Origin of the sequence: Stenotrophomonas sp. PD6 (assembly GCF_049199305.1) — a bacterium.
Classification (GTDB): Bacteria; Pseudomonadota; Gammaproteobacteria; order Xanthomonadales; family Xanthomonadaceae; genus Stenotrophomonas.
Genome location: NZ_JBLZQD010000011.1, coordinates 35,302 through 55,679, shown reverse-complemented (window position 1 = coordinate 55,679; position 20,378 = coordinate 35,302). Strand labels below are relative to the sequence as shown.

16 protein-coding genes are annotated in these 20,378 nt (G+C 67.8%); 8 read left to right on the top strand and 8 right to left on the bottom strand.

Annotation, left to right across the window (positions count from 1 at the left end; all coding sequences use genetic code 11):
* Positions 1-116 precede the first annotated feature (116 nt).
* Genes ACOZHM_RS14975 through ACOZHM_RS14965 form a run of 3 tightly spaced genes read right to left on the bottom strand, consistent with a single transcriptional unit; the run spans position 117 to position 2,997 of the window.
* Positions 117-959, bottom strand: coding sequence for an ABC transporter permease subunit (locus ACOZHM_RS14975; protein WP_421570110.1), 843 nt, complete (start codon positions 957-959; stop codon positions 117-119).
* Positions 956-1,867: an ABC transporter permease subunit gene (locus ACOZHM_RS14970; protein WP_421570109.1), complete on the bottom strand. Its 912-nt coding sequence runs from the start codon at positions 1,865-1,867 to the stop codon at positions 956-958. The genes ACOZHM_RS14975 and ACOZHM_RS14970 overlap by 4 nt, the downstream gene beginning before the upstream one ends.
* Positions 1,864-2,997, bottom strand: a complete 1,134-nt coding sequence (locus ACOZHM_RS14965; RefSeq protein ID WP_421570108.1) for an ABC transporter ATP-binding protein — start codon at positions 2,995-2,997, stop codon at positions 1,864-1,866. The genes ACOZHM_RS14970 and ACOZHM_RS14965 overlap by 4 nt, the downstream gene beginning before the upstream one ends.
* A 415-nt stretch (positions 2,998-3,412) precedes the next feature.
* On the opposite strand from ACOZHM_RS14965, the gene ACOZHM_RS14960 reads away from it, so the two are divergent.
* Entirely contained in the window at positions 3,413-4,777 is a 1,365-nt protein-coding gene (locus tag ACOZHM_RS14960) for a flavin-containing monooxygenase (protein ID WP_421570107.1), read from the top strand.
* 56 nt (positions 4,778-4,833) lie between these two features.
* On the opposite strand, the gene ACOZHM_RS14955 is transcribed toward ACOZHM_RS14960, so the two are convergent.
* Together ACOZHM_RS14955 and ACOZHM_RS14950 are read right to left on the bottom strand one after the other, a co-directional pair.
* A complete protein-coding gene (locus ACOZHM_RS14955; RefSeq protein WP_421570106.1) occupies positions 4,834-5,940 on the bottom strand; it encodes a polyamine ABC transporter substrate-binding protein in 1,107 nt (368 codons plus the stop codon).
* A gap of 158 nt (positions 5,941-6,098) precedes the next feature.
* A complete protein-coding gene (locus ACOZHM_RS14950; RefSeq protein ID WP_421570105.1) occupies positions 6,099-7,550 on the bottom strand; it encodes a glutamine synthetase family protein in 1,452 nt (483 codons plus the stop codon).
* 193 nt (positions 7,551-7,743) lie between these two features.
* Here ACOZHM_RS14950 and ACOZHM_RS14945 point away from each other — a divergent pair, with 193 nt between their 5' ends.
* The 3 genes from ACOZHM_RS14945 (at position 7,744) to ACOZHM_RS14935 (ending at position 11,812) form a co-directional block, all read left to right on the top strand.
* On the top strand, positions 7,744-9,045 hold the full coding sequence (locus ACOZHM_RS14945; protein ID WP_421570104.1) for an NAD(P)/FAD-dependent oxidoreductase: 1,302 nt from the start codon (positions 7,744-7,746) through the stop codon (positions 9,043-9,045).
* A gap of 894 nt (positions 9,046-9,939) precedes the next feature.
* Positions 9,940-11,280, top strand: coding sequence for a diguanylate cyclase (locus ACOZHM_RS14940; protein WP_421570103.1), 1,341 nt, complete (start codon positions 9,940-9,942; stop codon positions 11,278-11,280).
* A gap of 70 nt (positions 11,281-11,350) precedes the next feature.
* Positions 11,351-11,812: a bacteriohemerythrin gene (locus ACOZHM_RS14935; RefSeq protein ID WP_421570102.1), complete on the top strand. Its 462-nt coding sequence runs from the start codon at positions 11,351-11,353 to the stop codon at positions 11,810-11,812.
* Here the strand turns inward: ACOZHM_RS14935 and ACOZHM_RS14930 are convergent.
* Both ACOZHM_RS14930 and ACOZHM_RS14925 read right to left on the bottom strand, forming a co-directional pair.
* Positions 11,793-13,088, bottom strand: a complete 1,296-nt coding sequence (locus ACOZHM_RS14930) for an MFS transporter (protein WP_421570101.1) — start codon at positions 13,086-13,088, stop codon at positions 11,793-11,795. The two genes, ACOZHM_RS14935 and ACOZHM_RS14930, sit on opposite strands and share 20 nt — an antisense overlap.
* A gap of 93 nt (positions 13,089-13,181) precedes the next feature.
* Positions 13,182-14,678: an aldehyde dehydrogenase gene (locus ACOZHM_RS14925; protein WP_421570100.1), complete on the bottom strand. Its 1,497-nt coding sequence runs from the start codon at positions 14,676-14,678 to the stop codon at positions 13,182-13,184.
* A gap of 111 nt (positions 14,679-14,789) precedes the next feature.
* Here ACOZHM_RS14925 and ACOZHM_RS14920 point away from each other — a divergent pair, with 111 nt between their 5' ends.
* From ACOZHM_RS14920 to ACOZHM_RS14905, 4 genes are all read left to right on the top strand, one after another.
* Positions 14,790-16,142, top strand: coding sequence for an aspartate aminotransferase family protein (locus ACOZHM_RS14920; RefSeq protein WP_421570099.1), 1,353 nt, complete (start codon positions 14,790-14,792; stop codon positions 16,140-16,142).
* Positions 16,143-16,215: 73 nt separating this feature from the next.
* Positions 16,216-17,094 (top strand): plasmid replication/partition related protein, encoded by an 879-nt coding sequence (locus tag ACOZHM_RS14915; protein ID WP_421570098.1) that lies wholly within the window; start codon positions 16,216-16,218, stop codon positions 17,092-17,094.
* Between the two features lie 108 nt (positions 17,095-17,202).
* A complete protein-coding gene (locus ACOZHM_RS14910) occupies positions 17,203-18,495 on the top strand; it encodes a DUF445 domain-containing protein (protein WP_421570097.1) in 1,293 nt (430 codons plus the stop codon).
* 189 nt (positions 18,496-18,684) lie between these two features.
* On the top strand, positions 18,685-19,083 hold the full coding sequence (locus ACOZHM_RS14905) for a DUF4124 domain-containing protein (protein WP_421570096.1): 399 nt from the start codon (positions 18,685-18,687) through the stop codon (positions 19,081-19,083).
* A 28-nt stretch (positions 19,084-19,111) separates the two neighbouring features.
* Here ACOZHM_RS14905 and ACOZHM_RS14900 read toward each other — a convergent pair whose 3' ends face one another.
* Positions 19,112-20,347, bottom strand: a complete 1,236-nt coding sequence (locus ACOZHM_RS14900; protein ID WP_421570095.1) for an aminotransferase class V-fold PLP-dependent enzyme — start codon at positions 20,345-20,347, stop codon at positions 19,112-19,114.
* Positions 20,348-20,378 lie beyond the last annotated feature (31 nt).

Here is a 20,378-nt window from a genome sequence, read left to right as displayed (position 1 = left end):
CTGCGCCCGGTCCTGTGAGCCGGGTGTTGCCGGTGATGGCGGTGATGCGCACGGCGCCGCGACACAACGTCGCGGTGGGGTGGACCGCGCCGACGGCGGCCGGGCAGAGCCCGGCGCTACCGGTCCTGCAGCGCCATCTGCATGTCGCGCTGCCGGCGCTTCTCGCTGCGCGAGGTGATGAACCAGCCCACCACCGCCGCCACCGACACCGCCAGCACCATCAGCGTGGCCAGCGCGTTGATCTCCGGCTTGATGCCCATCCGCACCGAGGCGAACACCTTCATCGGCAGCGTGGTCGAGTTCGGCCCCGCCACGAAACTGGCGATCACCACGTCGTCCAGCGACAGCGTGAATGCCAGCAGCCAGCCGGCGACCAGTGCCGGCGCGATGATCGGCAGGGTGATCTGGAAGAACACCTTCAGGCGGCTGGCGCCCAGGTCCATCGCCGCCTCTTCCAGCGAGCGGTCCAGTTCCTGCAGGCGCGAGGACACCACCACCGTCACGAACGACAGGGTGAAGGTCACATGCGCGATCCAGATGCTGGTCACGCCGCGGCTGGGGAAACCCGGAATGCCACCCATGGCCACCAGCAGCGTCATCAGCGAGAAGCCCAGAATCACTTCCGGCATCACCAGCGGCGCCGTGATGAGCGCACCGAACAGCGTCTTGCCCGGGAAGCGCTTGAAGCGCGTCATCACCATCGCCGCCATCGTGCCCAGCACGGTGGCCGCGCTGGCCGTCCAGAACGCCACCTTCAGGCTGATCCACAGCGCATCCAGGATCTGCCGGTTGTTGAACAGCTCGCCATACCAGCGCGTGGAGAAGCCCGACCACACGGTGGCCAGCTTGGACGCGTTGAACGAGTAGATCATCAGCAGCAGGATCGGCAGGTACAGGAAGGCAAAGCCCAGCCCCAGGACCGTCCAGCCCAGCCAGCGGCTGCGCCGCACCATGCTCATGTCAGCTTCCCTTCCAGCTCACGCTGCTGCACCCGGTTGAACAGCAGGATCGGCACCAGCAGCAGCGCCAGCATCACGATCGCCACCGCCGAGGCGGTCGGCCAGTCGCGGTTGTTGAAGAACTCGCCCCACAGCACCCGGCCGATCATCAGCGTATCCGGGCCGCCGAGCATTTCCGGAATCACGAACTCGCCCACCGCCGGGATCATCACCAGCATGCAGCCGGCGATGATGCCGGTGCGCGACAGCGGCAGCGTGATCTTCAGGAAGGCCTGCCACGGCTTCGCACCGAGGTCGTAGGCCGCCTCCAGCAGCCGGTGGTCCAGCTTGACCAGGTTGGCATACAGCGGCAGCACCATGAACGGCAGGTAGCAGTACACGATGCCGATGTAGGCCGCCGTCGGGGTGTACAGAATCTGCAGCGGCGCATCGATCACCCCGATCTTCAGCAGCAACTGGTTGAGCAGGCCGTTGCGGTCCAGGATGCCGATCCACGCATACACGCGGATCAGGAACGAGGTCCACGAGGGCAGCACCACCAGCATCATCGCCACGTTGCGCGCGGCCGGGGTCATCCGCGAGATCACGTAGGCCATCGGGTAGCCGATCAGCAGCGTGAACAGCGTGGCGATCACCGCGATCTTGATCGAGCTGAGGTAGGCCAGCAGGTACTGGCTGTCCTTCACCATCGCCGCATAGTTGCCCAGGTTGAGCTTGAGCGAGAACGCGCCGTCGACGTATTCCAGCAGCCACGTATAGGGCGGCGAGCCGACCTGGGTGCGCGCGAACGAGATCATCAGGATGATCACGAACGGCACCGCGAAGAACAGCAGCAGCCACAGGTACGGCGCGGCGATCACGCCGCTGCGCGTGCCGGGGAGCCAGCGCTTCCAGCCGGTGGCGTTCATGCGGTGAGCACCACGCCGTCGTTGTCGCGCCAGTGCACCCACACGCTGTCGCCCCAGGTCAGGCCATCGCTGGCCCAGCGCTGCGAGTTGGCGAAGTTGGACAGCACCTTGGCCCCGCTGGGCAGGCGCACGTGGTACACCGAATGGCTGCCGAAGTAGGCGATCTCCTCGATCACGCCCTGCGCCTTGTTGGTGTCGCCGGCCGGTTCGTCCTTGCCGATCATCACCTTCTCCGGGCGCAGCGCGAAGGCGACCGGCTGCCCTTCATACCCGGTGATGCCGTGCGCGACGTAGATCGGCGCCGGGAACAGCGGCGTGCGCACCGTTACATACTCAGGCAGGTCCTCGTCGATCACGCCCTCGAACAGGTTGACCGAGCCGATGAAGCTGGCCACGAAGCGGTTCGCCGGCTGTTCGTAGATCTCGTCCGGCTTGCCCACCTGCTGGATCCAGCCCGCGTCCATCACCGCGATGCGGGTGGCCATGGTCATCGCCTCTTCCTGGTCATGGGTGACCATCACGCAGGTCACGCCCGAGGTTTCGATGATGTTGACCAGCTCCAGCTGCATCTGCGAGCGCAGCTTCTTGTCCAGCGCGCCCATCGGTTCGTCCAGCAGCAGCAGCTTGGGCCCCTTGGCCAGCGACCGCGCCAGCGCCACGCGCTGCTGCTGGCCACCGGACAACTGGTGCGGCTTGCGCTTGGCCAGCTTCTGCAGCTGCACCAGTTCCAGCATCTCGCCGACCCGCCGGCGGATCGCTTCGCGGGCCAGGCCGTCCTGCTTCAGGCCGAAGGCGATGTTCTGCTCCACCGACATGTGCGGGAACAGCGCGTAGGACTGGAACATCATGTTGAGCGGGCGCTGGTACGGCGGCAGTGCATTGATGCGCTGGCCGTCCAGGTCGATCGTGCCGGCCGTGGGGGTCTCGAAACCGCCCAGGCAGCGCAGCAGGGTCGACTTGCCGCTGCCCGAGCCGCCCAGCAGCGCGAAGATCTCGCCCTTGTTCACGTCCAGGCTCACATCGTCGAGCGCGACGAAGCCGTCGAACTCCTTGCGCAGCGCGCGGATGGACAGATAGCCCGGCTCCAGGACCGGGACGACCTCGCCTTCCGGCTTGGCTTCAAATGGCATGGGCAGCGGCTCCAGGAGCGGCGTCAGGACGGGGGGATGGCCCATTTTAGCGGCCGTTGGCGACAGCAGCGATACCGGATCGTGGTTTTGGGGTGATCGGGACAGGTTTGCCCTGCCCAACCTAATCAGGCCCGTGCCGAGAGGGGGTGAACGCGCGCCGCTGCGCAGACCCGGCTTGACACGGTCGCGCCCTGAGCGCCTGGCCGCCGGGCCGGTTGCGAACCCGCCGCTGACGTTTGCGGTCACGTGACCGGGCGAATCGTCCGGTTTCTTGATCGGCACCACAGCTTGAGTGCAGCCGCGTACGCGCCTTACGCGGCCGGTCACAGTCTGGAGGAGATCGCGTTGACGCTGCGACAGCGGGAAGGCGATATCTGCGTGGACGGCGAACGCGCACGAATGCAAGGAGAGAGCGATGCATGCCAATGACGCAATCAACCGGCCCACGGGCGGCGAACGGTCACCCAACGCCCTGCAGCTCGAGGTCGTGATCATTGGCGCCGGGCATTCAGGCCTGTCGCTCAGTGCCAGGCTGGCCGAGACGGGCGTGGCGCATCGGGTGCTGGAGGCCGAGACCATCGGCGCCAGTTGGAGCCGGCGCTGGGATTCCTTCCGCCTCAACACCCCCAACTTCCTGACCGCCCTGCCCGGCTATCGGTACGACGGTACGGACCCGACCGGCTTCGCCACCGCGCCGGACGTCATCGACATGCTCACCGGCTACGCACGAGGGCGACAGCTGCCCGTGGTGGAGGGCTGTGCCGTACGCCGGGTGTTCGCCGCGGGCGACGGCTACCGCGTCGACACCCATGCCGGCGCCCTCCAGGCGCGCTGCGTGGTCGTGGCGACCGGCGAGTACCGACGGCCGCGTTGGCCACAGGTGTTCTTCTCGCCCGCCGCCGGGCTGGAGGTGGTCCATTCCCGCGATTATCGGCGCCCCCGGCAGTTGGGTCCGGGCGCGGTGCTGGTCATCGGCGGCGGCCAGTCGGGCGCGCAGATCGCGCAGGACCTGCGCACGGCCGGGCGCGAGGTGTTCTGGTCCATGGCCGAGCGCTACTCGCACATCCGGCGGGTACGCGGCCGGGATTCCATGCACTGGTGGGACATGCAGGGGCTGCTGCATCGGCATGTGCGCGAGCGCCCCGACGTGGTTGCCGGCGTGGCGGGCGCACTGCAGAAGGCGAGACGGGCCGAATTCCCTCTTGTATCCGGCACCGGCGCGCTGGGCAGGGGCAGTTCGATCAGCCTGTTGTCGATGCACCGCGACGGCATCGTGCTGCTCGGCAAGCTGGAGCAGCTGGATGGCCACATCGCGCACTTCCGCGACGTACGCCCGCAGATCCGCGCGGCCGTGGCCGGCACGCGTGCCGAGTACAAGCATCTGAACGACATGGCCGATGCGCACTACGCGACGGTCGACGAGGCGCCAACCGACGACGCCCGCTACCTGCCCGAAGAGGTCTATCTGGACTGGGAGCCCGACGCATCGCCGCGCTGCCTCCGGCTGGACGCCGCAGGAATCAACACGGTCGTGGCCGCCACCGGCTTCGAAGCGGAGTGGCCATGGCTCGACGTGCCCGGCGTGCTCGATCCTCGCGGCTACCCCCTGGGCGACTACGGCGTGTCACCGCAGCCAGGCCTGTTCTTCATCGGCATGTACAACCTGCAGCGGCCGAGCTCGAATTTCCTGTGCAATGGCGGGCGCGATGCGGCCGAGCTGCTGCCGGCGATCCTGCGCCACCTCGGCGCCGCGCCCGCACGCCACGATGCGGTTGCGTGAAAAAGGCCGCCGATCTTCATCGGCGGCCCCTCTGTTCAAGCGTCAGACCCGTCGCCTCAGCGACCCGTCTTCACCTCGGTCCACAGCCGGGTGTAGAGCTTGTCCACGTCCGGCGGATTGATCGAGTAGGTGAACATCTTCGCGGCCACGTCGGCCGGCGGGTAGATGGTCGGGTCGGTGCGGATCGCTTCGTCCACCAGCGGCGTGGCCGCGTCCACCGGGTTGGCGTAATGGATGAAGTTGGTGTTGGCGGCGGCTACCTTCGGGTCCAGCAGATAGTTGATGAAGGCGTAGGCCGCTTCAGGGTGCTTGGCGTCCTTGGGAATGGCCAGCATGTCGAACCACTGCGGCGCGCCTTCCTTCGGAATCGAGTAGGCCACGGTCACGCCGTTGGCCGCTTCGGCGGCGCGGTCGCGGGCCTGGATGATGTCGCCGGACCAGCCCACCACCAGGCAGGTGCCGCCGTTGGCCAGCGAACCCACGTACTGCGAAGAGTGGAAGTTCTGTACGTACGGGCGGATGCTCTTGAGCAGGTCGGCCGCCTTCTGGATCACCGCCGGATCATGGCTGTGCGGATCTTCGCCCAGGTAATGCAGCGCGATCGGAATCATGTCGGCCGGGGTATCCAGGATGGTGATCCCGCAGTCCTTCATCTTGGCGATGTTTTCCGGCTTGAAGATCAGGTCCCAGCTGTTGGCGATCTCGGTGCTGCCGCCGAAACGCTCCTTGAGCATGTCCACGTTGTAGCCGATGCCGGTGGTGCCGATCATGTACGGCACGCCGTACTTGTTGCCCGGATCCTGCTGCGCGATGCGCTTCATCATCTCCGGGTCGAGATTGGCCAGGTTCGGGATCTTGCTCTTGTCCAGCGGCAGGAACACGCCGGCCTGGATCTGGCGGCCGAAGAAGTTCAGCGTGGGCACCACGACGTCGTAGCCGCTGCCGCCGGCGAGCAGCTTCGTTTCCACCATCTCGTCGCTGTCGAACACATCGTAGGTCACCTTGGTGCCGGTGGCCTTCTCGAAGTTGGGGATGGTGTCTTCGGCGATGTAGTCGCTGTAGTTGTAGACGTTCAGCACCTTGCTGTCGTCCTGCTTGGCACCGCCGCCACAGGCGCTGAGCATCGAAACGGCAATGCCGAGGGTGAGGATTCGCAGCTTCATCGGACTCTCCAACAGGTCGGGTGCGAGGTGGGGGAAACCGGCCGGGCCGGCATGACCGGTGCCAGCCTAACGGGCAGGCGACCATTTTCCCAGCACGCGGCGCTCACGGCCATGCCTGATCGGGCGGCTGGCCGGCGCAGCGCCCTGCCCCGCACGGGTCACACATTCAGCAGCAGGAACTCGCGCTCCCAGGAGCTGATCACCCGGAAGAACGTCTCGTATTCCTTGCGCTTGACCGACACGTAGGCGCGGCAGAAGCGCTCGCCCAGCATCTCGCGCAGTTCGGGGCAGCGTTCCAGCCCGTCCAGCGCCTCGCCCAGCGAGCGCGGCAGGTCGTAGCCCAGCTCCTTGGCGCTGCCGCTGATCGGCGCGGTGGGCGAGCCCTGTTCGCGGATGCCCAGCAGCCCCGCCGCCAGCGTGGCCGCCATGGCCAGGTAGGGATTGGCGTCGGAGCCGGCGAAGCGGCTCTCCACCCGCATGTTTTCCGGGGTATCCAGCGGCACGCGCAGTCCACAGGTACGGTTGTCGAAGCCCCAGTGCACGTTGCTCGGCGACACTTCACCGAACACCAGGCGGCGGTAGGAATTCACGTTCGGGGCGAAGAACGCCATGGCCGCCGGCACGTACTTCTGCAGGCCGGCCAGGTAGTGCCCGAACAGCGGGCTGAAGTCCTCGCCGCCGTTGTCGCCGCTGAACACGTTGTGGCCGTCGCTGATCCGCACCAGGCTCTGGTGGATGTGCATGGCGCTGCCCGGCTCGGTCTCCATCGGCTTGGCCAGGAAGGTGGCATACACCCCGTGGCGCATGGCCGATTCGCGCATGGTGCGCTTGAACAGGAACACCTGGTCGGCCAAGTCCATGGCGTTGGCGTGGGTGAAGTTGACCTCCAGCTGCGCCGCGCCGGATTCGTGGATCAGCGTGTCCACGTCCAGCTTCATCGCATCGCAGTAGTCGTACATCAGATCGAGGATCGGGTCGAACTCGTTGACCGCGTCGATCGAGTACGACTGCCGCGCCGTCTCCGGGCGACCGGAGCGGCCGGCGGGCGGCAGCAGCGGGAAATCCGGGTCGGTGTTCTTCTGCACCAGGAAGAACTCCAGCTCCGGCGCCACCACCGGGCGCAGGCCGAGTTCTGCGTAGGCGTCCAGCACCCGGCGCAGCACGTTGCGCGGCGCCAGCTCATGCGGCTCGCCATGCTTGGTGTAGCAGTCATGGATGACCTGCGCGGTGGGGTCGGTGGCCCAGGGCACCATGCGCACCGTGTCCGGGTCCGGCCGCAGGATCATGTCTGAGTCCGACGGCGAAGTGAGCTCGTAGTAATCGTCCGGGAATTCGCCGGTGACCGTGGTGGCGAAGATGCCCTCGGGCAGGCGCGTGCCGTAGTCGTGCGAGAACTTGTCGGCGGGAATGATCTTGCCGCGGGCATTGCCGGTGATGTCCGGCACCAGGCACTCCACCTCGGTGATGTGCCGCTCCTTGAGCCAACGCAGCAGCGCGCTCTCCTCGGCCACCGGCTTGGCAGCCTTCTTGCGCGCGGGCGCCTTGCGCGAGGGCGCGGCGGCCTTGCGCGACGGAGTGGGGACTTTGCGCGAACGCGTTCGGGTAGCCATGAAAGGTCTGCTGTGCGGGAGCAACGGCGACAAGCATCGCCGATGACGTGGAAAGTACCGTGAGCAACCGGGCTCTGGATGACAGCGCCCGGGGCCTGCCTGCACGGTACCCCTGCCCGCCTCACCGCTGCAACCAACCACCCTCACGGCGGGCGCACCTGTCCTAGACACCGGTTGCTGGCATGCTGTGGACATGAGCGAGCCCCCGATGAGCCTGGCCGGACAGGCGCACGCACCCAACTGGTATGCCGACAGCATGCCTGAAACGCCGCTGCGCGCGCCGCTGCGCGGCGACCACGCCACCGACGTGTGCGTGCTCGGTGCCGGCTACACCGGCCTGTCGGCCGCGCTGGCGCTGGCAGAGCGCGGTTACCGGGTGACGGTGCTCGAAGCACATCGGGTCGGCTGGGGTGCCTCGGGACGCAACGGCGGTCAGGCGATTGTCGGGTACGGCTGCGAGGTGGACACGCTGGAGCGGCTGGTCGGCAACGCCGATGCGCGCCGGCTGTTCGACTTTTCGCGCGAGGGCATGGCCCTGCTACGCCATCGCCTTCGGCACTACGCCATCGACTGCGACTGGCGCGATGGGCATGCCAGCGTGCCGATCAACGCGCGCCAGGAGCGTGCGCTGCGGGCCGGCATGGACACGCTGGTGGAGCGCTATGACTACCCGCTGCAGTGGTGGGACCGGCAACAGCTGCAGAGCCAGCTCGACAGCCCGCGCTACCGCAGCGCGATGTTCGATGCCGCCAGCGGGCACCTGCATCCGCTGGCCTATGCGCAGGGGCTCGCCCGCGCGGCGGAGGGCCTGGGCGTGGTGATCCATGAGGCCAGCCCCGTCCTCGAACTGGTGCGCGGGGGGCGGCCGCGGCTGCGAACCGCCAGCGGCAGCGTGGCGGCCAACCAGGTCGTGATTGCCGGCAATGCCTGGCTGCAGGGCATCGCGCCGGAGCTGGAGAGCCGGATCATGCCGGTGGGCACCTACATCGGGGCCAGCGCCCCGCTGGGCGAGGAACGCGCGCGGGCGCTGATCCGCAACGACATGGCCGTGGCCGACGTGAGCTGGGCGCTGGATTACTTCAAGCTCAGTGCCGACCACCGGCTGCTGTTCGGCGGCCGTGCCAGCTATTCGGCCCTGCCGCCGCCGAACCTGCGCGGTGTAATGACCTGGCGCATGCACCAGGTGTTTCCGCAGCTGGCTGACGTGGGCATGGACCAGGTCTGGGGCGGCTACGTTGACATCACGCGCAACCGTGCGCCGCATTGGGGCCGGCTGACCCCGACTGTGTATTTCGCGCAGGGGTTTTCAGGGCACGGCGTGGCGGCCACCGGGCTGGCCGGGGCGGTCATCGCCGAAGCCATCGCCGGGCAGAACGAACGACTGGATGTGTTCGAGCGCATTCCGCATGGACGCTTCCCCGGTGGGAAGCTGCTGCGCACGCCGCTATTGGTGGCGGCGATGTCCTGGTACAAGTTGCGGGATGTGGTGGGGTAACCGCTGCGCAATGAAGCGCAGCGCTCCACTCAGGGACGCTTGGGGGCAGGCGGCGGATTCGGCGGAACGTTGCGCCGGTTCCTACCAGTCGACGGATCCACATCGTCAGGACACATTCGCCGGGATGCGGGTAGAGGCGGATTGGACCCCCACCGGCCGTTCCACTCGCCGCCCTTTTCCCTCAGCCAGGAATGGTACGTATCCCTGTTGACGACGGCCGCCATGAGTGCACCCAGAGCTGTCGCAAACAGCATCGAGCAGGTGAGCTGGCTTGTCGATGTCCACTCTCCAACGGAAAACGTCCGGCCAATTGTTTCGAGCCCGACCTCAACTACGCGGGTGGCGGAATAAACCACAAACGTGAAGACCAGCGCTTCCACGGTCCTCTCGAACGGACTGGGTCTGGGACGAGAGGTGAATCCGTAGAAAAGCGATGCCGAGAGGAAACCTGGCAACAGGAAAGTGAGTAGCGGCGTCACTTCTTTGAAAAAATTGTCCATGCCTTGTGGAACTTGGTTGTCGACATGGAGGGATCGTAGACACCGTGCGCGGACCCGTGCGTGCACCGGTTGGCAGTACCGCACTCTGGCGATTGATTTTCCCTACCGGATGGGCAGATGCCACGCTACCAAGCGTATCCCGGCCGGCGGCAGCATTCGTGCGCGTGGCGACGCGCCGATCGAATCGGCGCACGCCGTTCATGGGGCGCGGCGTTGCACTACGAATTGGCATGGGCCCATTGAGATTTGGGTCAATCAACACAGTAGAGCCACCCCATGGGTGGCTGCTCGCTGCTGCGGGGGTGCCGTTCACATATCTTCACATTGACCCTAAAGTCGCGCGTGAAGACGCCGATATTCCTTCCGACCCTCTCGGAAATCGAGCGTACGCGACATGCCGGCACTGTTTCAGGGCGCCTTCGACAGCGCCCCCGCTGACTCCCTCCCCCAGCGGATCCTGCTGGTGGAGAACTCGCGCACGTTCACCAGCATGCTCAAGGAAGCCATCGAGCAGCGGCTGGAGCTGCCGGTGTCGGTAGCCACCAGCCTGGCCGAGGCCGGCCGCCTGCTGGACGAGGAGGAAGGCTGGTTCCTGGTCCTGACCGGGCTGGTGCTGGCCGACGGCGACCGCGACAAGGTGGTGGAATACTTCCTGTCACGCGGGCTGCGTACGGTGGTGGTCAGCGGGGTATACGACGAAGACCTGCGCAAGCGCGTGCTGCAGCAGCAGATCATCGACTACGTGCTGAAGAACACCCCGGGCAGCATCGACTACCTGGTGTGGCTGGTACAGCGCCTGGAGCGCAACCGCCGCATCGCCGCGCTGGTGGTGGACGACTCGATGTCCGCGCGCATGTACGCCGCCTCGCTGCTGCGCATGTATGGCCACGATGTCTACGAGGCCGCCGACGGCGCCGAAGGCCTGAAGGCGATCGAGGCGCATCCGGCGATCCGGCTGGCCGTGGTCGACCAGGAAATGCCGGGCATGGAAGGGGTGGAATTCACCCGACGGCTGCGGACCCTGCGCTCGCGCGACAAGGTCGCGGTGATCGGCATTTCCGGCAACACCGACCCCTCGCTGATTCCGCGCTTCCTCAAGAACGGTGCCAACGACTTCCTGCGCAAGCCGTTCTCGCGCGAGGAGTTCTTCTGCCGCGTCTCGCAGAACGTGGACCAGCTGGAGCTGATCGGCACGCTGCAGGACCTGGCCACGCGCGACTTCCTGACCGGGCTGCCGAACCGGCGCTGCTTCCTGGAGCAGAGCCAGCGCCAGCTGCCGCAGCTGCAGCTGGACGGCGAGCAGGTTGCGGTGGCGATGATCGACATCGACCACTTCAAGCACATCAACGACACCCATGGCCACGAAGCCGGTGATGACGCGCTGCGTGCGGTAGCCGCCGCCGTGGCCGACCATGCCCGCGACCAGGACCTCACCGCACGTTTCGGCGGCGAAGAGTTCTGCCTGCTGGTGCCGGGCCTGGAGGAAGACGAGGCCATCGGCTACTTCGAGATCCTGCGCCAGCGCATCGCCGCGCTGGAGGTCGACCTGGGCCATACCACGCTGCGCATGACGGTGAGCATCGGCCTGTGCTGCCTGCGCCCGCAGCGCGATTCGCTGCACCGGCTGATCTCCGAAGCCGACCGCCAGCTCTATCTGGCCAAGGCCGGGGGTCGAAACCGGGTCAGCAGCACCCGGGTGACAACCACGGTGCGGGAACCCGCGCTGGCGCCTTGATCCAGATCAACGCGCCGGCGCCCCGCCCTGCCTACAGTCGTTCCCAGTTGAACAGTACAGGGAACGCGACATGGCACTTCTGGTCTGGCAAGACGACCTGAACATCGGCATCGACGTCATCGACCACCAGCACATGCGGATCGTCGAGATGCTCAACCACCTGCACGTGGCGCAGACCAGCCTGCACAAGATGGCGGTGGCCGAGGTGATCGACGAACTGGTGGACTACACCATGTCGCACTTCGCGTTCGAGGAAGAGCTGATGGAGGAAGCCGGCTATCCGTTCTGCGCCGCACACAAGCGCGTGCACGAGATCTTCGTCAAGCGCGTGGCCGAATACCGGCTGCGGTTCCAGGCCGGTGAGGATGTCACCGACGAGCTGCGCACGATGCTCTCGCGCTGGCTGTTCAACCACATCCGCGGCGATGACAAGGCCTACGCCGAGTCCGTCAAGCAGCACCTGAACCAGTTCGCCCGCGACCACCAGCAGGGCAGCTGGCTGGGGCGCACGCTCAAGCGGTTCTTCCGCTGAGACGGACCGGGCGGCCCATCGCCAGCAATGCCAGGATCGTCACCACCGCAGTCAGGCACAGGTAGTAGCCGACCGCGACCAGCCCGAACCGCTCGGCCAGCCAGGTCGCCACATACGGGGCAGGTGCGGCGCCGAGGATGCCGGCCAGGTTGAACGACAGCGAGGCACCGGTGTAGCGCACCTGCACCGGGTAGATTTCCGCCAGGAAGGTGCCGCACGGCCCGTAGGTCAGGCCCATCAGGAACAGGCCCAGCGACAGGAAGCCCAGCACCATCCACGGGCTGCCCGCCTGGAACAGCGGGGCGAACACCACGCCGAAGCCCAGGATCAGGCCGCTGGCCACGATCATCGTGCGCCGCGTTCCCCAGCGGTCGCCGTACATGGCCGAAAGCGGGATGCCCAAGGCGAAGAACAGGATGCCCACCATCTGCATCAGCAGGAACTGCTCGCGCGTGTAGTGCAGCACCGTGGTGCCGTAGCCCAGGGTGAACACCGTCATCAGGTAGAACAGCACGAACGTGGCGAACGCACCCAGCGTGCCCAGCACCAGGCTGCGGAAGTGATGACGGAACACGGTCAACATCGGCAACCGCACCCGCTCATTGCGGTCCAGTGCGGCCTGGAACTGCGGGGTCTCGTGGATGTTCAGGCGCACCCACAGGCCCACCGCCACCAGCAGCGAGCTCGCCAGGAACGGCACACGCCAGCCCCACTGCAGGAAGTCCGCATCGCTCATCGCGCGGCCCAGCGCCAGGAAGATGCCGGCCGACAGCAGGAAGCCCAGCGGCGCGCCCAACTGCGGAAACATGCCGTACCAGGCGCGTTTGCCCGGCGGTGCGTTCTCGGTCGCCAGCAGCACCGCCCCGCCCCATTCGCCGCCCAGGCCGAGGCCCTGGCCGAACCGGCACAGTGCCAGCAGGGCCGGCGCCACCAGGCCGATGCTGGCATGCGTGGGCAGCAGGCCGATCGCCACCGTGGATACGCCCATGGTCAGCAGCGCCGCCACCAGCGTGGCCTTGCGTCCGATGCGGTCGCCGTAGTGGCCGAACACCGCCGAGCCGACCGGCCGCGCGATGAAGGCCACCGCAAAGGTCGCCAGCGACTGCAGCAGCGCCGCACCGTCGCTGCTGTCGGGGAAGAACAGGTGCGGGAACACCAGCACCGCCGCCGTGGCGTAGATGTAGAAGTCGAAGAACTCGATGGTGGTGCCGATCAGGCTGGCCAGCAGGATGCGGCGGGGCGAATTGACGGCGTTTGCAGCGGCAGGAGTGGACATCGTTCACGCGCGGGAGATTCAGCTGCCCGATTCTGCCATGGCGCTTGCCCAAACCGGCGCGATGGTTGCACAGGCAACGGTAGCGCCGGTGGATCACAGCTTGATCCAGGTGGCCTTGAGCTCGGTGTACTTGTCGAACGCGTGCAGCGACTTGTCGCGGCCGATGCCGGACTGCTTGTAGCCGCCGAAGGGCGCAGTCATGTCGCCCCCGTCCCACTGGTTCACCCACACGCTGCCGGCGCGCAGCTGCCGCGCCACCCGGTGCGCGCGGCCGAGGTCGCGCGTCCACAGACCGGCCGCCAGGCCGTAGGGGGAATCGTTGGCCAGGCGCAGCGCGTCGTCCTCATGGTCGAAGCCCATCACCGCCAGTACGGGCCCGAAGATCTCCTCGCGGGCGATGACGTGACCGGCATCGACCTCGTCGAACACGGTCGGCTGCAGATAGCTGCCACCGGCCACCACCTCCACCCGCTTGCCGCCCAGCAGCAACCGCGCGCCGTCGGCCTCCCCGCGCGCGATGTAGTCCAGCACCCGCTCGGCGTGGGCGCTGTCGACCAGCGCCCCCATCGGCGCCTGGGGTTCGAACGGATGTGCCGGCTGCATGCGGCGCGCATGGGCCAGCACCCGGGTCACGAATTCGTCCTGGATCGAGCGCTGCACCAGCAGCCGCGACGCGGCGGTACAGACTTCACCCTGGTTGTAGAAAATGCCGATCGCGGCTGCCTCCGCAGCGGCGTCCAGGTCCGGCGCGTCCGCGAACACCAGGTTGGCGCTCTTGCCGCCGCACTCCAGCCACGTGCGTTTGAGGTTGGAGCGACCGGCACACTGCAGCAGGTGCTTGCCGACCGCGGTGGAGCCGGTGAACGCCAGTGCGTCCACATCCATGTGCAGGGCCAGCGGCTCGCCGGTGCGCTGACCGTGACCGGGCAGCACGTTGAACACGCCGTCCGGCACGCCGGCCTCGGCCACCAGCGCCGCCAGCCGGATCGCACTCAGTGGCGAACGCTCGGAAGGCTTGAGCAGCACCGAGTTGCCGGCCGCCAGCGCGGGGGCGATCTTCCAGGTGGCCATCAGCAGCGGGAAATTCCACGGCACGATCGCGGCGACCACGCCGACCGGTTCGCGGGTGACCAGCCCCAGCGTATCCAGCGCGGTGGGCGCGATCTCGCCGTAGACCTTGTCGAGCGCTTCGGCGGTCCAGCGCAGGCAGCGCACCGCGCCGGCCAGGTCGTCATGCAGGGCGTCGCGCACCGGCTTGCCCATGTCCAGGCTTTCCAGCAGCGCCAGCTCCTCGGCGTGCTGCTCGACCAGCTCGGCCAGCCGCAGCAGGATCTTCCGGCGCTGTGCGGGGGCCGCGCGCGACCACTGCCCGCCGTCGAAGCTGCGCCGGGCGGCGGTCACCGCGCGGTCCACGTCCTGTGCCGCGCAGTCGGCCACCCGCGCCAGCACGCGTCCGTCGATCGGGCTGACGCAGTCGAACCGCGCCCCGTCGGCGGCGTCCACGTAGCGACCGTCGATGAAGGCACGGCCTTCCAGCACCAGCGCATCGGCGCGTTGCTGCCAGGTCTCTCGGCTGGAATGTGCGTCCATGAATGGCTCCACTACTGACCGGAAAGGTCCCTGTTATACCCGCTGCCCTCACTGCGCTTCGTGATGCAACTGCGATAGAGTCGTTGGCATCCGGAGCCCACGGAGTTGCCCATGCCGCGTACCGAATTGCCGCCGTCGTCACTGTCCCAGCAGGTCCCGGCGGCACTGGATGCCTGGTGGATGCCGTTCACCGCCAACCGCCAGTTCAAGGCGGCGCCACGCCTGCTGGTGCGTGCCGAGGGCATGTACTACCACGACGTGGACGACCGCCCGATTCTCGACGGCGCCGCCGGTTTATGGTGCTGCAATGCCGGCCATGCACGGCCGCGCATCGTGCAGGCCATCCAGGCGCAGGCCGCCACGCTGGATTTCGCACCGCCGTTCCAGATGGGCTCGCCACTGCCCTTCGTGCTGGCGCAGCGGCTGGCGGCACTGGCGCCGGGACCGCTGAACCACGCGTTCTTCACCAATTCCGGTTCGGAGGCGGTGGATACGGCGATGAAGATCGTGCTCGGCTACCACCGCCTGCGCGGCGAGGGCCAGCGCACCCGCTTCATCGGCCGCGAAAAGGCCTACCACGGGGTCGGCTTCGGCGGCCTGTCGATCGGCGGCCTGCCCAACAACCGCAAAGGCTTCGGGCCGTTGCTGGCCGGCAGCGATTTCCTGCGCCACACCCTGGACCTGTCACGCAATGCGTTCACCGCCGGCCTGCCCCGGCACGGCGCCGAGCTGGCCGAGGACCTGGAACGGCTGATCGCGCTGCATGATGCCTCGACCATCGCGGCGGTGTTCGTCGAACCCATCGCCGGCTCAGCCGGGGTGATCCTGCCCGCGCCGGGCTACCTGCAGCGCCTGCGCGAGATCTGCGACCAGCACGGCATCCTGCTGGTGTTCGACGAGGTGATCACCGGCTTCGGCCGGGTCGGCAATGCGTTCGCGGCGCAGCGCTTCGGCGTCACCCCCGACCTGCTCACCCTGGCCAAGGGCCTCACCAACGGCGCGGTGCCGATGGGCGCGGTGATGGTCTCCGACGCCATCCATGCCGCGTACATGCAGGGTCCGCCCGGCACCATCGAGCTGTTCCACGGCTATACCTATTCAGGCCACCCGCTGGCCTGTGCGGCCGCGCTGGCGGCGCTGGACACCTACGCGGCCGAAGGCCTGTTCGACCGCGCCATCGAGCTGGGCGACTACTGGCAGACCCGCCTGCACAGCCTGCGCGGGTTGCCGAACGTGGTGGACATCCGCAATTTCGGCCTGATCGGCGCGGTGGAACTGGCCGCACGCAAGGACGCGCCGGGCAGCCGGGGCTACGAGGTGTTCGAACGCTGCTTCCGCGACGGCCAACTGCTGGTGCGCTGCACCGGCGACGTGATCGCCCTGTCGCCGCCGCTGATCATCGACCGGGAGCAGATCGACCGGCTGGTGGACGTGCTGGGCGAGATGATCCGCGCCACCGGGTGACGGGGTCAGACAGAGTCCGGCACGGCGCGGCGGGTACAATGGGCGGTCAATAACCGCTCGCCTCCCGGATTGCATGGACATCGTCGTCAAAGAAGAACTCAAGGCCTACATCGATCCGCTCACCGCCGACGAACACGACGCGCTGGAGCGCAGCATCCTGGCCGAGGGTTGCCGCGACGCGCTGGTGCTGTGGAACGATGTGCTGGTGGATGGGCACAACCGCTACGGCATCTGCCAGAAGCACGACCTGCCGTTCCAGACCGTGCAGAACACCCGTTTCCAGTCGATGGACGACGTGCACCTGTGGATGATCGAGCAGCACCTGGGCCGGCGCAGCGTGTCCGACTTCCAGCGCGGCGTGCTGGCGCTGCGCAAGCGCGACATCCTGGCCGAACGCCACCGCGCCGAGCAGGCGCAGCTGCAGAAGGAAAGCGACGGCGACGCTACCGATGCCACGCCGGAAGGCGATGAAGACAGCCCGCCGTGGGCACCGGCCACCAAGGTGAGCCGCGCCGACATGGCGCGCGAAGCCCGGCTGAGCAGCAGCCAGGTGACGATGATCGAGCGCATCCACAAGCAGGCGGCGCCCGAGCTGGTGGAGGCGGTCAAGAGCGGCGTGATCTCGATCAGCGCCGCGGCCGCCGTGGCCGCGCTGCCGGAAGATGAACAGCGCGCGGCCGCCGTGGCCGGCAAGGACGAACTGAAGCAGGCCGCCAAGCGCGTCCGCGAGGCCAAGCGCAAGCCGCGCAAGCCGGTGCAGGAGGTGCTGCACAGCGCCGACGAGGAACTGGAGATCGACGCCAGCCGCGAAGCCGAGGTCGCCGACGCGCTCAACGCGCTGGGCGAAGGGCCGGCCGAGCTGCGCCAGCGGGTGATTGCGCTGACCCTGGAAAACGACGCGCTGCGCAGGCAGTTGACGTCACTTCGCCGACAGATTGGCGAAGTGGCGTAGTGCCACCCCATGGGTGGCAACCGCAATAGACTTCGGCGGAGAATTCGTGGTTGCCGGCCATGGGCCGGCACTACCGCGTCGTCATTCGACGCTGGGTAGACTTGGAGCATGAATTACACGCCCCCGATCGACCCCCGCCGCGCGCAGCTGCGCCGCCTCAAGGCCATCGCCCTGGCGATGCTGCTGGCCATGCTGGCCGGTTTCGTCATCAGCCACCTGCAGGGCGAACGCGGCATCTGGGCCTGGGTATCGGCGTTCTGCGAGGCCGCGGCAGTCGGTGCGCTGGCGGACTGGTTTGCAGTGGTGGCGCTGTTCCGCCGCCCGCTGGGCCTGCCGATTCCGCATACCGCGATCATCCCGCACAGCAAGGAGCGCATCGCCGACAGTCTGGCGGTGTTCGTGCGCGACCAGTTCCTGGAACCGCAGGCACTGCTGGCGCGGCTGCAGGTCTTCGACCCGGCCAGCCGGCTGGGCAGCTGGCTGGCCGACCCGGCCCGTTCGCGGCTGCTGGCCGACATGGCGCGCGGCTGGGCGCTGCAGGCGCTGGACTTCCTGGACGAGGCGGCGGTCCGGCGCAGCATCCAGGCATTCGTGGTGGAGCAGCTGCGCCAGTGGAACGCCGCGGCCACCGCCGGCGAACTGCTGGGGCTGCTGACCGCCGACAACCGCCACCAGCGCGTGCTCGATGAAGGCCTCACCCGGATCAGCGAGTGGCTGGACAACGAGACGGTCAAACAGCGCGCGTCCGAGCTGATCGTGCGTTACATCCAGCGCGAGTGGCCGAAGCTGGCCAGCACGGTGAACTGGGTCAAGCCGATCGACGAGATCGGCGACAGCCTGGCCGAACGGATGGCGCATGCGGTGCTGGCCGAACTGCAGCAGATTCTGGCCGAACCCGCTCACCCGCTGCGGCGCGACTACGAGACCTGGCTGGGCGACTACATCCAGCGCCTGCGCAGCGACCCGGCGCTGGCCGAGAAGGTCGACCAGCTCAAGCAGCAGGTCATCGACCATCCGGCCGTGCAGGACTACGTGCAGGGCCTATGGGCCCGCATCCACGCCAGCCTGCGGGCCGACCTGTCGCGCGAGGACTCGGCGCTGGCGGGCTACCTGCACCGCAGCCTGGCGAAGATCGGCCAGGCGCTGCAGGACGACCCTTCGCTGCGCGAGGCGCTCAACCAGCACCTGATGGACGGCGCCGAACGCCTGACCAGCCGCCTGCGCGACGGGGTCACCACGCATATCGCGCAGACGGTGAAGGGCTGGGACGAGCGCCACCTGGTGGAACAGCTGGAACTGAGCGTTGGCCGCGACCTGCAGTTCATCCGCTTCAACGGCACGCTGGTGGGTGGGTTGATCGGATTGCTGCTGCATGCACTCACGGTGTGGATGCACTGGTAGGTGACGCAAGGAACGGCGTCGCCGTTCCTAACGTCGGACCCGACGGCCCGAAGGGTGCCCGGCCTTGGCGGGCATACCGTTGGTCGTCACCTCCGGGACCGCCGGTTGACAGTTTGACCGGGTGTTTTTGCGACGGGGTTCGCGTATTCTGCCGCGCATTCAGGGCTGGAGTGGCCCACCGGGGGAACCATGCGAAGGACGATCGTGATGCTGGCGCTGTGCGCGCTGGCCGGCAATGCCCATGCCGGGCGCGTATACAAGTGCCTGGCCAATGGCCAGACCATCTACCAGACCGTGCCCTGCGCACCCGAGCACGACACCGGCGTGACCCGGCCCATCACCCGGGACCCCAAGCTCACCTGGGAAGAGCGCACCCGCGCCGAGCGAGAGTTGTACCAGGCGCGCCGCCGCATGCAGGCCGATGCCGGGCGCGGCCAGCCTGCGGTGCGCGGTTCGGTGATCGACGGCGCAGCCAATCCCGAGCAGTGCGAAGAACTGCGCGCGCGCCGCGAGATCAGCCAGATATTCGGCCGCCCGACGCCGGAACGCATCAACGACGACATCACCCGGGCCTGCGCGGCGCGCTGAGCCCAGGTGTCGCGCGTCGCCCGCCGCGCTACCCCGCCACCGCGCGTACCGCCTGCACCAGCGCGTCGATCTGCGCCGGCGTACTGAAGATGCCCGGGGTGACGCGCAGGCAGGCACCGGAGGCCAGGCCCTCGCGCGCCACCACGAACACGCGTGACTGCGCGAGCATGCGTTCGGCGGTGGCCGTGTTGGCGTCCATGCCCAGCTGACCCTGCAGCCGGAACGCGGCAATCGCGCTGGACAGGCGCGGGTCCGCACTGGCCAGCAGCTGCACCCGCGCGTCGTCGCGCAGCGCCTCCAACCATTGATTGCGCAGGCGCAGCAGCCGCGCGCGCTTGTTCGCCACGCCGATGCGCTGGTGCAGCGCCAGCGCCACCGGCAGCGCCATGCAGGCCGCGAAATTGACCGTGCCGGTATGCAGCCGGGTGCGGATGTCGTCATGGTCCGGCTCCCCCATGTACGGGTCCAGGTCGCGCACGCGTCCCCGCCGCACGTACATGGCGCCCAGGCCGACCGGTGCACCAAACCACTTGTGCAGGTTGATGCCGACGAAGTCCGCGCCCAGCGCGCGCAGCGGCGTGTCCACCTGGCCGATGCCGTGGGCCGCATCGAGGACCACGTCCACGCCCGCCGCGCGGGCCAGCGCGCAGATCTCCGCCACCGGCAGCAGCATGCCGTTGCGGTGGTTGACCTGGGTGAGCAGCAGCAGCCGCGTGCGCGGATAGCGCGCCAGGGCCTGGCGGTAGGCATCGATGATGCCGTCGTGGTCGAAGGGCTCGGGCAATGCAATGCGCTGCACCTCCACGCCACGGCGCTGCTGCAGCCACTGCATCGCACTGACCATGCTGTCGTAGTCGATGTCGGCATACAGCACGCCATCCCCGGGCGCGAGCCGGCGATAGCCGCCGATCAACAGCTGCATCGCCTCGGTCGCCCCCCGGGTCAGCACGATCTCGTCGGTCTCCACGCCCAGCACCTGCGCCAACTGCGCGCGCGCCTGTTCGAACAGCGCCGGGAAGGTACGCCGCCCGAACCAGGCGTTGCCCTCGTTCACCGTGACCGTGGCCTGCTGGTAGGCCTGCATGACCGGGTTGGCCATCGCGCCCCAGTAGCCGTTGTCGAGCATCACCACCTCGTCGGTCAGCGCGTACAGGGCTCGCACCTGGTCCCACCAGGCCTCGTCGTGCGCCAGCGCGGCAGGATCGCATCCCGCGCGGTCAGGCAACGTCCCACCGCTTTCCAGCCAATGCTCTGCTTCGTTCATGCCCCCAGTATCGCAGCGAAGCCATCGATCC

Excerpts from the sequence above, each read along its gene's own strand:
- ACOZHM_RS14975 (WP_421570110.1), bottom strand. The coding sequence starts at position 959 with ATGAGCATGGTGCGGCGCAGCCGCTGGCTGGGCTGGACGGTCCTGGGG.
- ACOZHM_RS14970 (WP_421570109.1), bottom strand. The coding sequence starts at position 1,867 with ATGAACGCCACCGGCTGGAAGCGCTGGCTCCCCGGCACGCGCAGCGGC.
- ACOZHM_RS14965 (WP_421570108.1), bottom strand. The coding sequence starts at position 2,997 with ATGCCATTTGAAGCCAAGCCGGAAGGCGAGGTCGTCCCGGTCCTGGAG.
- ACOZHM_RS14960 (WP_421570107.1), top strand. The coding sequence starts at position 3,413 with ATGCATGCCAATGACGCAATCAACCGGCCCACGGGCGGCGAACGGTCA.
- ACOZHM_RS14955 (WP_421570106.1), bottom strand. The coding sequence starts at position 5,940 with ATGAAGCTGCGAATCCTCACCCTCGGCATTGCCGTTTCGATGCTCAGC.
- ACOZHM_RS14950 (WP_421570105.1), bottom strand. The coding sequence starts at position 7,550 with ATGGCTACCCGAACGCGTTCGCGCAAAGTCCCCACTCCGTCGCGCAAG.
- ACOZHM_RS14945 (WP_421570104.1), top strand. The coding sequence starts at position 7,744 with ATGAGCGAGCCCCCGATGAGCCTGGCCGGACAGGCGCACGCACCCAAC.
- ACOZHM_RS14940 (WP_421570103.1), top strand. The coding sequence starts at position 9,940 with ATGCCGGCACTGTTTCAGGGCGCCTTCGACAGCGCCCCCGCTGACTCC.
- ACOZHM_RS14935 (WP_421570102.1), top strand. The coding sequence starts at position 11,351 with ATGGCACTTCTGGTCTGGCAAGACGACCTGAACATCGGCATCGACGTC.
- ACOZHM_RS14930 (WP_421570101.1), bottom strand. The coding sequence starts at position 13,088 with ATGTCCACTCCTGCCGCTGCAAACGCCGTCAATTCGCCCCGCCGCATC.
- ACOZHM_RS14925 (WP_421570100.1), bottom strand. The coding sequence starts at position 14,678 with ATGGACGCACATTCCAGCCGAGAGACCTGGCAGCAACGCGCCGATGCG.
- ACOZHM_RS14920 (WP_421570099.1), top strand. The coding sequence starts at position 14,790 with ATGCCGCGTACCGAATTGCCGCCGTCGTCACTGTCCCAGCAGGTCCCG.
- ACOZHM_RS14915 (WP_421570098.1), top strand. The coding sequence starts at position 16,216 with ATGGACATCGTCGTCAAAGAAGAACTCAAGGCCTACATCGATCCGCTC.
- ACOZHM_RS14910 (WP_421570097.1), top strand. The coding sequence starts at position 17,203 with ATGAATTACACGCCCCCGATCGACCCCCGCCGCGCGCAGCTGCGCCGC.
- ACOZHM_RS14905 (WP_421570096.1), top strand. The coding sequence starts at position 18,685 with ATGCGAAGGACGATCGTGATGCTGGCGCTGTGCGCGCTGGCCGGCAAT.
- ACOZHM_RS14900 (WP_421570095.1), bottom strand. The coding sequence starts at position 20,347 with ATGAACGAAGCAGAGCATTGGCTGGAAAGCGGTGGGACGTTGCCTGAC.